At 63.4% G+C, this 14,051-nt stretch carries 13 protein-coding genes; all 13 read right to left on the minus strand.

Going from position 1 to position 14,051, the window contains the following annotated elements; all coding sequences use genetic code 11:
- The gene (gene astA / locus OH764_RS10105; RefSeq protein WP_498846687.1) at positions 1-1,038 is read right to left on the minus strand and encodes an arginine N-succinyltransferase; all 1,038 of its coding nucleotides are present in this window, start codon (positions 1,036-1,038) and stop codon (positions 1-3) included.
- Positions 1,035-2,093, minus strand: coding sequence for an arginine N-succinyltransferase (aruF, locus tag OH764_RS10110; protein ID WP_498848800.1), 1,059 nt, complete (start codon positions 2,091-2,093; stop codon positions 1,035-1,037). Before aruF ends, astA begins: the two co-directional genes overlap by 4 nt.
- Positions 2,094-2,157: 64 nt before the next feature.
- The gene (locus OH764_RS10115; protein WP_498846688.1) at positions 2,158-3,393 is read right to left on the minus strand and encodes an aspartate aminotransferase family protein; all 1,236 of its coding nucleotides are present in this window, start codon (positions 3,391-3,393) and stop codon (positions 2,158-2,160) included.
- 175 nt (positions 3,394-3,568) lie between these two features.
- Positions 3,569-4,618, minus strand: coding sequence for a GlxA family transcriptional regulator (locus OH764_RS10120; RefSeq protein ID WP_027805165.1), 1,050 nt, complete (start codon positions 4,616-4,618; stop codon positions 3,569-3,571).
- A 24-nt stretch (positions 4,619-4,642) separates the two neighbouring features.
- Positions 4,643-5,434, minus strand: coding sequence for an ABC transporter ATP-binding protein (locus tag OH764_RS10125; protein WP_110405214.1), 792 nt, complete (start codon positions 5,432-5,434; stop codon positions 4,643-4,645).
- Positions 5,435-5,512: 78 nt separating this feature from the next.
- Positions 5,513-6,226, minus strand: a complete 714-nt coding sequence (locus OH764_RS10130) for an ABC transporter permease (protein ID WP_020071452.1) — start codon at positions 6,224-6,226, stop codon at positions 5,513-5,515.
- Positions 6,227-6,230: 4 nt separating this feature from the next.
- A complete protein-coding gene (locus OH764_RS10135; protein WP_027777330.1) occupies positions 6,231-6,920 on the minus strand; it encodes an ABC transporter permease in 690 nt (229 codons plus the stop codon).
- A gap of 331 nt (positions 6,921-7,251) precedes the next feature.
- The gene (locus tag OH764_RS10140; protein WP_027777331.1) at positions 7,252-8,205 is read right to left on the minus strand and encodes a patatin-like phospholipase family protein; all 954 of its coding nucleotides are present in this window, start codon (positions 8,203-8,205) and stop codon (positions 7,252-7,254) included.
- Positions 8,206-8,243: 38 nt separating this feature from the next.
- The gene (locus tag OH764_RS10145) at positions 8,244-8,795 is read right to left on the minus strand and encodes a hypothetical protein (protein WP_498846689.1); all 552 of its coding nucleotides are present in this window, start codon (positions 8,793-8,795) and stop codon (positions 8,244-8,246) included.
- Positions 8,796-9,399: 604 nt separating this feature from the next.
- The gene (locus OH764_RS10150) at positions 9,400-10,386 is read right to left on the minus strand and encodes an ABC transporter substrate-binding protein (protein ID WP_498846690.1); all 987 of its coding nucleotides are present in this window, start codon (positions 10,384-10,386) and stop codon (positions 9,400-9,402) included.
- 373 nt (positions 10,387-10,759) lie between these two features.
- The gene (locus OH764_RS10155) at positions 10,760-12,361 is read right to left on the minus strand and encodes a rhodanese-related sulfurtransferase (protein WP_498846691.1); all 1,602 of its coding nucleotides are present in this window, start codon (positions 12,359-12,361) and stop codon (positions 10,760-10,762) included.
- Positions 12,358-12,966, minus strand: a complete 609-nt coding sequence (locus OH764_RS10160) for a cysteine dioxygenase family protein (protein ID WP_498846692.1) — start codon at positions 12,964-12,966, stop codon at positions 12,358-12,360. The genes OH764_RS10155 and OH764_RS10160 overlap by 4 nt, the downstream gene beginning before the upstream one ends.
- A 238-nt stretch (positions 12,967-13,204) precedes the next feature.
- Positions 13,205-14,050, minus strand: a complete 846-nt coding sequence (locus tag OH764_RS10165; protein WP_498846693.1) for a class II aldolase/adducin family protein — start codon at positions 14,048-14,050, stop codon at positions 13,205-13,207.
- Position 14,051 lies beyond the last annotated feature (1 nt).

The following is a 14,051-nucleotide window of genomic DNA, read 5'->3' on the forward strand; positions in this document are numbered from 1 at the left end:
TCATCCTTGTTTGTGTTTCAGCGCCAGCACCCGAACCGGGTCGCCTGCTTTGACGCCCAGCGCCGACGCTTCTGTCGCGTTCATGCGGAACACGCCGTCTTGCGGCACGCCCGCCGCCACGCCCACGCGAAAATCGCCGAGCGACGTGTTCGACACCATCGAGCGCGGTGCATCCTGCGCCGCGCCCTCCGGTACATCGGCAATCTCGACCGGCACCAGCGCGCTTTCGCGCACCGTGCGCAAGTCGGAAATGTGGCATTCGAGCACCGGACCGGCATCGAAAATATCGACGTGGTTTTCGTAGCGCAGCCCTTCCGCTTCGAGCATGCGGCGCGCCGGAATCGTGTCGTTATGCGTGAGGCCGACGCATTCCTGCGCCTCTTGCGGCAACAACTCGACATACACCGGATAGCGCGGCATCAGTTCCGCAAGGAACGCTTTACGGCCGTGCGAGCTTAGATAGTCCGCCGCGTTGAAATCGATTTGATAGAAGTGGGAGCCGACCGCGCGCCAGAACGGCGAAGTGCCTTCCGCATCGAAATGCCCGCGCAATTCCGCGCATAGCCGCTGCGGAAAACGCTCACGGAACTGCGCGAGAAACATGAAGCGCGAGCGCGACAGCAAGCCGCCCACGCCGCTCGTGCGATATCGCGGACTCAAGAACAGCGAGCACACTTCGGCATAACCGGTCAGGTCGTGCGAGATGTTCAGCGCACGCATGCGCGTCCAGATGCCCAGGTCCTGGCTCGCGTGTACTACGGTGCTCACGCGATAGTTATAGAACGGCTGTTGCAGACCGACCGCCGTTTCGATTCCGCACACGCCGGCCACGTCGCCGGTCGCGGTGTCTTCCATCACGAAGAAGTAGCCGGCCTCATGCGGCTCGGCCTTGTCTTCCATCGTGCGGCGCGCGCGTTCGACTCGCGCCGCAAGTGCGTCGCGATCCGGCTTGAAGGTCGTGAGCCCCGGCCCGGTTTCCTGCGCGAGCCGCATCAACGCGTCGACATCGCCTCGTTGCACCACGCGAACGACGATCATTGCGCGTCTCCCGATTGTTCATTCGTTTCCGGGCGATGCAACGGCACGCAGCGCACCGTATCGCCGTCCTGCACGCCGAGCGCCGCACGCGCCGGCTGGGCGAGCGGCGCGCCTTCGTTCCTCGCCGTGGGCAGCTCGCCGAGCACGCAGCGGAATTGACCGTCCGCGCCGTTGTGGGCGATCAGATAGGTCGAGCCGTTCGCCCCGGCAGACGCCTCGTGCACCACCCGCGTTTCGTTGCGCGTCACGCAGGCACTACGATCCACTTGCGCGGTGAGCACCGGGCCCGCGTCGAAGATGTCGATGAAGCGATCGGTCTCGAACCCTTCTTCAAGGTGTATTTCATATGCGAGCAGAGCCTTCGAATCCGGCTCGCCGAGTACGCGCTGCGCCGCTTCGGGTAGCAACGGCACATAGATCGGGTACGTCGGCATGACTTCGGCGATGAACGTTCGACTACGCCCACCGGACTCGATTTCGATGTCGGCGAAATTGCGGCCGAAAAACTTGCGCCCTACCGCTTCCCAGAACGGCGACACGCCGTTCTCGTCGGTGACGCCTAGCAGCAGCGAGAACACCTCGGGTGTAAAGCGCTTGCGGTTGGCCGCGATATACATCATTCGTGCGCGCGACATGAGATGCGCGGCGGCGTCGCCGCGCAGCGACGGGTCGATGTAGTAGCCCGCGAGCCGGCTCTTGCCGGTCAGCTCGTGCGACATGGTGAGCGCGTGAATCTTGCGGTTCACGTGCAGTTCACGGGATGCATGGATCAGCGCGTCGTTGCGAAACGCATAGAACGGATCGGAGTAACCCGCGGCGGCAACGATGCTCGCCGTGCCCATCAGCTTGCCGCTCTCCGAATCTTCGAGCACGAACAGATAGAACTCCTCGCCCGGGAAATCGACCTCCGCGCGAAACGAGTCTTCTGACAACGCGACGCGTGCTTCGAGCGCGCGCCGGTCGTGCGGTAGCGAATGCAGCACCGGTTGCGCGGTGCGCGCCATATGTTCGAGCGCATCGAGATCGGCGAGGCGGCCGGGGCGTACGAAGAGCATCATCGTTCCTGTTCAATGTGACGCATGAGCGAAGGCGGAGCGTTGGAACCGCTGGAACCGCCGTTCACCTGGACGCAGCTTCGGCCTTCACGCCGACCACGTCCGCAATAGCTTTAGCGAGACGCTCGAAGCCTTCGTTCATGTCGTCGAGCGGCATGATCAGCGACGGCACGAAGCGCAGCACGTCCGGTCCTGCCATCAGCATGATGACGCCATGCTGGCCGGCCGCTGTGACGAAGTCTTTCGCGCGACCCTTGTAAGCGTCGGTCAGTTGCGCGCCGATCAACAAGCCCTTGCCCCGCACCTCGTCGAAAAGACCGAAGCGCTCGTTGAGCTTAGCGAGATGGCCCTTTAACACTTCACTGCGGGTGCGCACGCCTTCGAGCAGCTTTGGATCGCTGACCAGCTCAACCACTTTTTCCGCAATGGCGGAACCCAGCGGATTGCCGCCGTAAGTCGTGCCATGCACGCCGACCTTGAAGTGCGCGGCGAGTTCGGTCGTGGTCAGCATCGCGCCGATCGGAAAGCCGTTGCCGAGCGCCTTCGCGGTGGTCAGGATGTCCGGCGTAACGCCCGTGTCCTGATACGCATAGAAGTAGCCGCTGCGGCCGACACCTGTTTGTACCTCATCAAAAATCAGCAGCGCGCCGTGCTGGTCGCAGGCTTCGCGCAGCGCTTTGAGGAACGCCGGATCGGCGGGGATCACACCGCCTTCGCCCTGAATCGTCTCGACGATGACCGCGCAGGTCTTCGCGCCGATCGCCTTTTTCGCGGCCTGTATGTCGTTGTACGGCAGATGAACGATGCCTTGCGGCACCGGCCCGAAGCCTTCCGAATACTTCGGCTGACCGCCCACGCTGACGGTGAAGAACGTTCGGCCGTGGAACGACTGCGTGAACGAGATGATCTCGTATTTGTCGGCGCCATGACGCTCGAATGCGACGCGGCGCGCGAGCTTCAACGCGGCTTCATTCGCTTCCGCGCCCGAGTTCGCGAAGAAAGCGCGGTCGGCGAACGTCAGTTCTTCGAGACGCCTGGCGAGACGCAGCACCGGCTCGTTGGTGTAGCCATTACCGATGTGCCAGAGCTTGCTACCCTGCTCGTGCAGGACTTTCAGCAGTTCGGGATGCGCATGACCGAGCGCGGTGACGGCGATACCGCCGGCGAAGTCGATATAGTCGCGGCCTTGCGTATCCCAGACGCGTGAGCCGAGACCGCGATCCGGCACGAAGGCGGCGGGTGCGAATACCGGCACCATGACTTCGTCGAAGGTCTTGCGTGTCACAGTCAGGTCGTTCATGGCAAATCCTCGTTACAGGTGAGAGGTAGTACAGATAGTGTAGGAAACCACACGCGTTACGTCTTGCGCATACGCGACGCTTTCTATGAGCTTCCGCGCGGCATGCGGGGCCTCACGCATGCTGACCCGTTGCATCGCCAACCGACGCGAACACTCGCCGCCCGCTTGCCGCCCTTCAGTCGCCCCTATCCGGCGGCTCGATCAGCGCACCCGCGCGCGGCTCGCTGGCTGCGGCGCCGCTTGCGCCGGTCTGTTTGTCGATCCAGTTGCGGCGGTCCTCGCGCGGCGTCACGCCGAAGCGTTCGCGATATGCATTCGAAAAATGCGCCGCCGACGAAAACCCGCAAGCGAGACTGATCTGCACGACCGACTTGCTGGTGCGCTGCAATTGCGTGCGTGCCTTCGAAAGGCGCAGGCCAAGATAGTATTTGGACGGCATCGAGCCGAGATACTGGCGAAAGAGGCGCTCCAGCTGGCGTCGCGAAACACCGACGAGACCGGCGATTTCGTCGGTGGTGAGCGGATCTTCGATGTTCGCTTCCATCAGCAACAACGCATCGTTCAGGCGCGGATGACGCTCGCCGGGCGCTGTCACGAACGGTATGCGCTGACGCTCTTCGCCCGCACGCAACACGCCGACGCCAAGCGTATCCGCGATGCGATCCGCGAGCTCCGGACCGTGCTCGCGGCCGATCATCGCGAGCATGAAGTCGACGGTTGCCTGACCGCCCGCGCAAGTGGCGCGATCGCGATCGATTTCGAAAATCTGCTGGGTGACGATGGAGCGCTCGAACTGCTCGGAGAACTGCTGATACGTTTCCCAGTTCACGCTGACGCGATAGCCCGACAACTGGCCCGCCATCGCGAGCCACCACACGCCGTGATGAATGCCGGTGACAAGCGGCGTGCGTTGCCCTACGCGCGACAAACTTGCGAGAAACAGGCGGTAGTCGGCGAATTGCTGAAACCGTTCGCTGACCACGATCAGCCAGTCGCATACCACTGCGTCGCCGAAGGCCACGTCGGCCGGCCATTGCGCGCCGCCCGCCAGCGGCACCGCGCGGCCGTCCCACGAGCACACCTGCACGCGGTACAGCGCGCGGCCGTCGATTTCATTGGCGAGATTGAGCGCGTCGACAATCGGCCCGACGCCCGACATCGACACAGGCGGCAATGCCACGATTGCAACCTGCATGGTGCGTGCGGGGCTGGACGTGCGAGCCATCGATCAGATAGAAGACGGCGAGCGTTACTTGAGGCTGCCGGAGAGGAACTGCTTGAGCCGCTCGCTGCGCGGCGAACTCAGCACCTCGGCGGGCAGACCTTCTTCTTCCGTACGACCCTGGTGAAGGAACATCACATGGTTCGACACGTTGCGCGCAAAACCCATTTCGTGCGTGACGACGATCATCGTGCGCCCTTCTTCGGCGAGCTTCTGCATGACTTTCAACACCTCGCCGACCAGTTCGGGGTCGAGCGCCGAAGTCGGCTCGTCGAACAGCATCACGTCGGGGTTCATTGCAAGTGCGCGCGCGATCGCCACGCGCTGCTGCTGACCGCCCGACAGATGCGACGGATATTGTTTTTCCAGACGCGGTGCGAGGCCCACTTTCTCGAGATATTCGCGCGCGCGCTCCTCGGCTTCGCGACGCGGCAGACCGAGCACATGAATCGGCGCCTCGACGATGTTCTCGATCACGTTCATGTGCGCCCACAAGTTGAAGTGCTGGAACACCATCGCGAGCTTCGTGCGAATGCGCTGCAATTGCTTGTGATCGGCCACTTCCAGATTGCCGGCGCGGTCGGCTTTCGTCTTGACCGCTTCGCCGTCGACGACGATCTGCCCGGCGTTCGGCCGCTCGAGAAAATTAATGCAGCGCAGGAAGGTGCTCTTGCCCGAGCCGCTCGCGCCGATGATGCTGATTACGTCGCCCTTGTTCGCATTGAGCGATACGCCCTTGAGCACTTCGTTGTCGCCATAGCGCTTGTGGATGTCCTGCACGGCGAGCTTGCAAGCTTCGGTTTGCGTGGTGTGGAGCAAGATGCTCTCCCTGTGAATATACGGATCGAACGTCGACGGCGCGCTTTTATCGCACCGCCTGCTGCAAACAAGGCGCGCTCAATGCGTGCGCACCGCCAGGTAACCGAGCCAGTGACGCTCGGCGCGGCGGAACAACGCAACGAGGGCGAACGACACCACGAGATAAATCAGCGCGGCCAGGCCGAACGCGTCGAACGATTGATAAGTGGCCGAATTCGCGTCGCGCGCGACCTTCAGGATGTCCGGCACGGTGGCCGTGAACGCGACCGTCGTGGCATGCAGCATCAGAATCACTTCGTTACTGTACAACGGTAAAGCGCGGCGCAGCGCGGACGGTATCACAATGCGCCGGTACATCGTGAACCAGCTCATACCGTAGGCGCGTGCCGCTTCCACTTCACCGTGCGACGTCGAGCGGATCGCGCCGGCAAAAATCTCCGTGGTGTATGCGCAGGTATTCAACGCGAACGCCAGAATCGCGCAGTGAAAACCGCTGCGAAAGAACGCATCGAGCAGTTGATGCGAACGCACGAATTCGAGGCTGTACATGCCGGTATAGATCAGCAGCAATTGCACGTACAGCGGCGTGCCCCGAAACACGTAAGTGTAAAGACGCACCGGCGTGGAAAGCCAGCGCTTCTTCGACACGCGGGCCACCGCCAGGGGAATCGCGAGACAGAAGCCGATACCGACGGATGCCACCAGCAGCCACAACGTAACCGCAAGGCCGGATATGCGCTGACCGTCCCAGTAGAGGAACGCACGCCAGAACTGATTGAGAATGTCGATCATGGTCTTAAAGCTCCGCGTGCCGCACGCCGATCGAATAGCGGCGTTCCAGCCAGATCAGCGCGAGGTTCGAGACGGTCGTCAGCGCCAGATAGATCAGCGCGGCGATCAGAATGAAAAAGAACATGTTGAACGTGCTTTTGCCCGCGTCCTGCGCAGCCTTCACGACGTCGGCGAGACCGATGATCGACACCAGCGCCGTCGCTTTCACGAGCACCTGCCAGTTGTTGCCGATGCCCGGCAGCGCGAAACGCATCATCTGCGGAAACAGGATGCGTGCGAACACGCGCGCGCCGCTCATGCCATAAGCGCTGCCCGCTTCCAGCTGCCCGCGCGGCACCGCGAGAAAGGCGCCGCGAAAGGTTTCGGTGAAGTACGCGCCGTAAATGAAGCCGAGCGTCAGCACGCCCGCGACGAACGGGTCGATGTCGAACTGCGGCAGATTGAGCGCGTCGGTCAGATTGTTGACAGCGATCTGAATGCTATAGAACAGCAGCAACATCAGCACGAGGTCTGGCACCGAGCGGATCAACGTCGTGTAGCCGGTGGCGAGCGCGCGCAACGGCCGGTTGAACGAAAGTTTCGCCGCCGCGCCGGCGAGGCCGAGCACCACGGCGGCCGCGAGTGAAAGGACCGACAGCTCGACCGTCTGGATCGTGCCGGCCAGTAATACCGGACCAAAGCCGTATAGCACCACGCGTGTCTCCATCCAGGTTCGTTGAATCCCAGGGATGTCGTCGGCTAGCGCCCCGACTCATCCTGCATGGCGCGGAGTCTCGCAAGCGAAAATTAAATTCTCAAAGGCCGGCGTGGCATTTGCTGCGACGCAACAAACCGGCAATGACAACGTGGTACGGCTGACGGCGCTTGGTACGGGGGCGCCTCGGGGGATACGCCCTCCCACGCGGGCAACCATGGCCGCTGCGATTTCGCAAGTTTGAGGTCGCTTTTTCGATAGATGGGCGCGGGCTCCGCGCAGGGCGAAGGGTCGCACTCAACGTGGCGCAAACACGTATTGCGCGCCGCCGCTATTCGATGCCGAGCCGCGCGCGAATCGCCGGCAGCATATATTCGACTGCCGCGCGCCCTTCCTCGATGGCCGGCGCCGCGCGGTGAAAGTCGAAAATGCCCATGCCGCCGAGACGCGGCTGGATCAGAATGTCCGCGGGCTCGCCGGCGAGACGGCTTCGGGTAATCCGAACCTGCATGATGTCGATGCTTTGCGCGATCGAACTCAACATCGAAGGCACGCGTGCGCTCGGTGCGGGCGGCACGCGAACGTCGTCGGTGACGCGCTCTTCGGCGGGCGCGAGCCAGCGCGGCCATGGCTTGCCGTTACGGCGCAGCGACACGGGCGGCGGTGCGGTGGGATCGATTGCCGGGGTGTCCACCACCGCGCCGCCGAAATCGCGGCCGTTGAGAATGTCGTTGTTCAGATCGACGGCGATCACACAGTCCGCCCGCATGCCGCGCGCGACCGACACCGGCACCGGATTACTGAGCCCGCCGTCCACGAGCCATACGCCGTTGTGCCAAACCGGCGTGAAGATGCCGGGAATCGCAATCGATGCGCGCACCGCGTCGACCACGCTGCCGTCCTGCAGCCAGCTCTCGCGGCCCGAATCGAGTTCGGTGGCGACCGCCGCGAATGGCATGTTCAGCTGCGCGATGGAGCGGCCGTCGAACTTGTCGGCGAAAAGCTGGATGACCTTGCGCCCGCCGAGCAGGCCGCCCGAGAGGCGCAAGTCGAGCAGTCGCACGACCGTCTGCCACGTGAGACGCGACACCCACTCCTCGAGCCAGTCGAGGTCGCCGTTCGCATACACGGCGCCGACCAGCGCGCCGATCGATGTGCCGCACACCACGTCGGGTTTGATGCCCGCGTCGTGCAACGCGCGAATCGCACCGATATGCGCCCAGCCTCGAGCCGCGCCGCCCCCCAACACCAGTCCGATCCGGCTGTATCGACGTCGACGTATCATGATTCCCCGCCTTCCATTCGTCTGTCTTGTCGTTGCTTCTAGTGCCCGCGCACCACGTCCGAGCGCGATGTCGTGTACACCTTCCTGTTCTGGTCGAAGTGCACGTTGAAAATGCCTTCTTCCGTCACGCCGCCTTCGCGCCACTTCCAACTCCACACCGTCTCCGGCTTGAGCGGGAACACCGCGATTTGGCCCGGTTTGCCGAGCAGGCGTCGCACTTCGTCCTCGCTCATGCCGATACGGATCTTGCCGAAGTTCGCAGCGGTAAGAACCTGCGTGATTGCTTGAAGCTTACCGTCACGGTCGATGTCGACCATGTACGTATTCAGACCTTGCGGACCACGTGGATACTCGAAGCGTTTCGAGCCGTCCGTATAGGTGCGCTCGGTTTCGGGCTTACCCATCTGCTCGCGGATCTGCGCTTCGGTGGTGACGCCCGGCGTCATGTTCTTCAGCAGCAGCGCGTCGGGCTTCACCGCGTTGAACAGTTCCTTGATTTTTTGCACGGCGCGCTCGCTCTGTTGGTCGTCGCAAGCAGTGAGCGCGATGCACGCGGCCAGCATGGCGGCAATAGGCAATTTCAGGCTCACAGCGGAATTCCTGTATCGATGCGAGCGCGACTGTGCGCACCGCTCGTGTAGTGATTCACCAAAGGGACATCCTTTGGAACGCGCTACAGGATAACCGCGTGCGGCAAAAACCGCGAGCGCACGCCCGTGCGCCAGAACCGGGCGATGCCGGTGCTCGCATGCGAAAAACGCGGGACGTCAGGCGTTTTCTGGAAGATCACGCTGTCTGAGCGAGGTTTATTGCAAACAGCAACAGACGCAACAGAAAGCAAACAGGCGACGCCATGGAAAGCGTCGGCGTGACTCGCGGCGGCAATGAAGTGCGCGCGACCGGTACGGAAGGTAGGCCGGCGGCAAGAAGCGACGCGTAGAAAGAAGGGACTACGGAAGATGCGAAAGACCGGGATGAGTGCGCGGACGACGCGCAGCGGTCCGGTTCCAGCGCGGCGATGAACGACCTTGGCCGCTCACCTTGCGCCATCGCCGGAAGTGACGAACCGCTGCTTGTATGGCCGTCCTGGTCCCTCGATAAGCCTTCAGGTGACGTTAATCTAACGGGATCGGACGGTTTAGACGAGAGCGCGTTTACACCGAATTTGCAGAGGATTTCGTTGCAGTCGAGCGCTCAGGGTAGAGGAAAACTGCGGTCGAAACTCGCACGCACATCCAGATGTGCGCGAATTACGCTGGCTGCTTCGTAGGTGTCGGCGGTGCGCTGCTGAGCGGCCACGACGCTATCGTCTATGGCGACCGGATGCACCTGGCCGCGCTGATAGACGGTCTTCAATACATCGGTCGGCAAGCCGGTGACGCGCGACTGCATCGCCGCGACTTCATCGGGATGCGTCAGCGCCCAGCGCTGCCCGGTAGCCACGCGCCGCAGAAAGTCGGCTAACTGTGCCCGCTTGGCCGCAATCGCGGTCTCGGTGGCAACCTGATAGCTGAGCCCTTCAGACAGACCTACGCCGTTCGCGATGATGCGGTCGTGATCGCGCGACTCGCCAAGCGCGGTGTACGGGTCCCAAACGGACCACGCATCGACGCTGCCCGAAGCGAGCGCGGCCTTGGCGTCGGCCGGTGCGAGGAACACGAACGTGACGTCGCTCGCGGACACATTCGCCTTCTTCAGTGCGGCGAGCGCGAGGTAATGACCGATGGAGCCGCGCGTCGTGGCAAGGCGCTTTCCCTTCAGATTCGCGACCTCGGTGAGCGGCGATTGCGGACCCACCACGATGGCGAGATCAAGCGGATTGGACCGCGTCGCGGCGACGGCCCGCACGCGCGCGCCGGCAGCGAGCGCGAACACGAGCGGCGCGTCTCCGAGTCCGCCGACATCCACGGCACCGGCATTCAACGCTTCGCCAAGCGGTTGCGCTGCCGGAAAGTTGAACCATTCGATCTTGTACGGCAGGTCTTTCAACTGGCCCGATGCCTCAAGAATGCCGCGCGTTTGCAGCGATTGATCGCCGACCTTGAGCACGGGCAGATCGGCGGCATTCGATGCGCTTGCAAATAGCAAAGCGGGAATCGCCAGCACAGCGGCTGTGAGCGCTTCGGCAAGCGCGCGTTGCAGCGCGGAGAACGTCGCGAAAAGAGAACCGGATAGCGTCATGTGGAAGTCCTGCGAATGAGTTTCCAGCGACGATAAGCGACCGGCTCATATAAGACAAACGCCTTATTCTGCTATGCAAATATGCGAATTTTTATTGCGTGCGAGGTTTGAAAAAATGGCCTCGCGCGTGTTGTCGCCAGGCGCACGAACACCTCGCGGCTCGTCGTGAAGATCCCACGTCTGCTTGAAGAATGGCAGCGGACGGTCGAGAGGGTTCGGCGCGGCGATCGAACGGCACTTCAAGGAGGCGCGCACGCAACGCGCTGCTCAAGGCGCGTCGCGTGTGTTCGTTCTCAATGTGGTCGCTGGTTCGTCGCTAGTTGGTGGTTTAGCCCGCGTTACGGCAACCGCACCGCGGGCATGAGCGTCAACGTCAGATCACATGAAAGCCATGCGTGCCGTCGCGAGCCAGTTGCGCGACGAGCCCATACTCCCACTCGAGATAGGCGTTCATTGCCTCGCGCGCGTTATCGGTGCCTTCATATGGACGCCGATATCGATCGATGCGCGGCGACGCCAGCCGCGTTTCGCCGCTCTCCACGGGCAGACCCGCTTCGATCCATGCCGCCGTGCCGCCCGTCAGTACCTGCACCGGCTTGCCGGTCAACGCCGCCAACTCGGGCGCCGCGAAGCGCGCGAGCAGACTGCTGCCACATGTGAGCACATAACGCTGGGCGTCCGGCAGCTTGTGCACCGCCCTCTCCAGGTCACTGCGAATGGCGAACCACGCGCCTGGAATATGACGCTTCACATAGTTCGCGCTGCTCGTGACATCGAGTACGACCGTGCCTGGCGACTGCAGGAGCGCGGCGAGTTCCGCCGGCGCGATTTCGTCGGCGGCGGGCGGCTGGGGCGCGAGGCGCGCGCCAGGCGCCTGACCTTTTTCGGCGAAGTCGGCGGCGGTCAGGCCGTCCACCACGTACACCTCGATGTTCATCTGCGCGAGCCACGACGCGGTCATGTTCGCGCGCACGCCATCGCTGTCCGCAAGGATCACGCGCGCACCGCGCACCGGCGCGAACATCTCGGTTTCCTGCACGAGCTGACCGCCTGGCGCGTGGCGAAAGCCCGGTACGTGGCCCGCTTCATATTCCTCTTGCGTGCGCACATCGAAGCGGTACACGGTGCGTACCGCCTCGTCGGCCCAACGGCGTGCTTCGTCGCGCGACGTGCGCCCTACTTTCGCGCGATCGGCGACCGCCCGCGCGCCGTCGGCGGCGACGAGGCGCAGCGTATCGTCGACGACCGGATGCGGCCGGCGCGAACTGCCATGCGCGAGCGGCTGCCCGGCGAGGGTCCAGCCGATGGTGCCGTTGCGCAGCGCGGCGACCGGGTTCGGCACGCCCGCGTTGATGAGCGACTGCGCGCCGATGATGCTGCGCGTACGCCCTGCGCAATTGACGATGATCCGCGTCGTAGGGTCCGGCGCGAGTTCACGCGCGCGCAGCACCAGTTCGGCGCCCGGCACGCTGATGCTGCCGGGAATATTCATCGTCTGATATTCGTCGAAACGGCGCGCGTCGAGAACGACCACGTTTTCTTCGCGATCGAGCAACGCCTGCACTTGCTGCGCCGGCATCGACGGCGTGTGGCGCACGCTTTCCACCAGTTCGCCGAACGCTTTGCTCGGCACGTTGACGTCCTGGAAAAGCTCACCGCCGGCCTTGCGCCAGCCTTGCAAACCGCCTTCGAGCAACGCGACGTCGGTGTAGCCGAGGCTCGCAAGGCGCTCCGCCGCACGAGTGGCAAGCCCTTCGCCGTCGTCGAGCACGACAATGGGCACGTCGCGGCGCGGCAGGCGCACCGGCGCATCGAGTTCGAGCCGCGACAGCGGCAGGTTCGCTGCGAACAACGGATGACTGCGCGCGTGCGGATCTTCCTCGCGCACATCGACGAGCGCGATTTCCTCGCGTTCGAGCAGTGCGCGGCGCACGTCTGCATAAGATCGGGTACGTATATCTTTTACGAATGTCATGAGATCGGAGACTCCTTTGACACATTCCAGATGTTCGGCAACACGTCGTTCGAGTAGCCGGACACAAAATTTTTGCGGCCACCGCCGCACGGATAAACGGAGCGGCTCACCGCTCCAATATTTCCACCGTACACGTGAATGCTGATCGACGTACGGTCACCAAATGCATTGCGCACGCGATGAATATCGCCGGTGCGCGGCGACACCGCAGCCACGGCACCGGTATCGAGGCGCTGCGGTGCGCCGTCTTCGACCAGCTCGCCATGCGGTGCGGCACGGTACTGCTGCGCAATTTCCGCGCCACGCAGCACGCCGATCAACCCCCAAACCGTATGATCGTGCACGGGCGTCGATTGCCCCGGCCCCCAGACAAAACTGACGATCGAAAAACGCTGCCGCGAGTCCGCATGCAACAGATACTGCTGGTAGCGCTCGGGGTCGGGCCGCGCGAAAGCATCGGGCAGCCAGTCGTCGTGCGCAATCAGTTCGCGCAGCGCAACAGCGCCCGCTTCGAGCAGCGCGGCTTCGGGCGTTTCGTCGTCGACGAGCGACGCAATCCGGCCGACGAACGCGCGCAGCCGGTCATGCCTCAGAGTCTGGGTCATGGATAGCTTGACAGAATAATGTGGAAGTTCGGCGCGCGGGAGGCACTGGTCGCTTCGCGCACCTGCAGCGAGCGCCGCATTGAAGAATCGGGTCCAAAGCGGTGCGAGTTAGGCACGCCGCTCGACCGTGGTTGCCCGCCCGTCGCCCGGTGGTTGCTTACCTTCGCCCGCCTTTGTGCCATGTAGCCGCGGCATCGCAGCGGCGCTGCGATCAACGGCGAGATTTCCGCAAAAGCGCTCAGGTCAGCACGTCGGGCTCCGCTTCCACGAGGCCTTCGAACAGGCTCTGAAAGGCGAACAAAGCGCCGTTCGCACGGCCGACCTGCTCGTGCGTCAGCGCCGCCATCTCGTGAGGAATGGCTTGCGGCGCGCCGGCCGCTTCGGCGAGCAATTGCGCGTGGCAGGCGTTGTCGAGCGCGATGTACCACCAGGCCGCCGCTTCGACGCTCGGACCCGCCGTCAGGATGCCGTGATTCTTCAGAATCACCGCTTTATTGCCGCCGAGCGCCGCAGCAATGCGCGCGCCCTCTTCGGTATCGAGCACGACGCCGCGGAAATCGTCGAACAATGCGTGGTCCTGGTAGAACGCGCACGAATCCTGCGTCAGCGGATCGAGCTTGCGGCCGAGCGTGGACCACGCCTTGCCGTACAACGAATGTGTGTGCGCGGCCGCGACCACTTCGGGACGAGCCTCGTGGATCGCCGCATGAATCGCAAAAGCGGCCTGATTCACGGGCCCCTCGCCGACCACGATCTCGCCTTGCGAATTGACAAGCAACAGATCCGATACGCGGATGCGACCGAAGTGCTTGCCAAGCGGATTGACCCAGAAGTGATCGGGCCATTCCGGATCGCGGGCGGTGATGTGGCCGGCGAGCCCCTGATCGAAGCCGTAGCGTGCAAAGAGCCGAAACGCGACCGCGAGCCGCTCCTGACGGTAACGCCGCTCGTCGGCGACACCTTCGCGCGGCGGCACGTCGTCGAACCAGAATTTGCGCAGCGGCGCGTGGCGCCTGAACGTCGATGATTCGCCGTAGAGCGCGGAGCTTTCGCCGGTCGGACGTGCGTGAGAAAGATCGGTCATC

Origin of the sequence: Burkholderia sp. M6-3, assembly GCF_050858985.1 — a bacterium.
GTDB lineage: Bacteria > Pseudomonadota > Gammaproteobacteria > Burkholderiales > Burkholderiaceae > Paraburkholderia > Paraburkholderia caledonica.

Bases quoted from the DNA above. Each gene is read 5' to 3' on its own strand.
- aruF (WP_498848800.1), bottom strand. From the start codon at position 2,093: ATGCTCTTCGTACGCCCCGGCCGCCTCGCCGATCTCGATGCGCTCGAA.
- OH764_RS10140 (WP_027777331.1), bottom strand. From the start codon at position 8,205: ATGATACGTCGACGTCGATACAGCCGGATCGGACTGGTGTTGGGGGGC.
- OH764_RS10130 (WP_020071452.1), bottom strand. From the start codon at position 6,226: ATGATCGACATTCTCAATCAGTTCTGGCGTGCGTTCCTCTACTGGGAC.
- OH764_RS10155 (WP_498846691.1), bottom strand. From the start codon at position 12,361: ATGACATTCGTAAAAGATATACGTACCCGATCTTATGCAGACGTGCGC.
- OH764_RS10150 (WP_498846690.1), bottom strand. From the start codon at position 10,386: ATGACGCTATCCGGTTCTCTTTTCGCGACGTTCTCCGCGCTGCAACGC.
- OH764_RS10115 (WP_498846688.1), bottom strand. From the start codon at position 3,393: ATGAACGACCTGACTGTGACACGCAAGACCTTCGACGAAGTCATGGTG.
- astA (WP_498846687.1), bottom strand. From the start codon at position 1,038: ATGATCGTCGTTCGCGTGGTGCAACGAGGCGATGTCGACGCGTTGATG.
- OH764_RS10160 (WP_498846692.1), bottom strand. From the start codon at position 12,966: ATGACCCAGACTCTGAGGCATGACCGGCTGCGCGCGTTCGTCGGCCGG.
- OH764_RS10120 (WP_027805165.1), bottom strand. From the start codon at position 4,618: ATGGCTCGCACGTCCAGCCCCGCACGCACCATGCAGGTTGCAATCGTG.
- OH764_RS10165 (WP_498846693.1), bottom strand. From the start codon at position 14,050: ATGACCGATCTTTCTCACGCACGTCCGACCGGCGAAAGCTCCGCGCTC.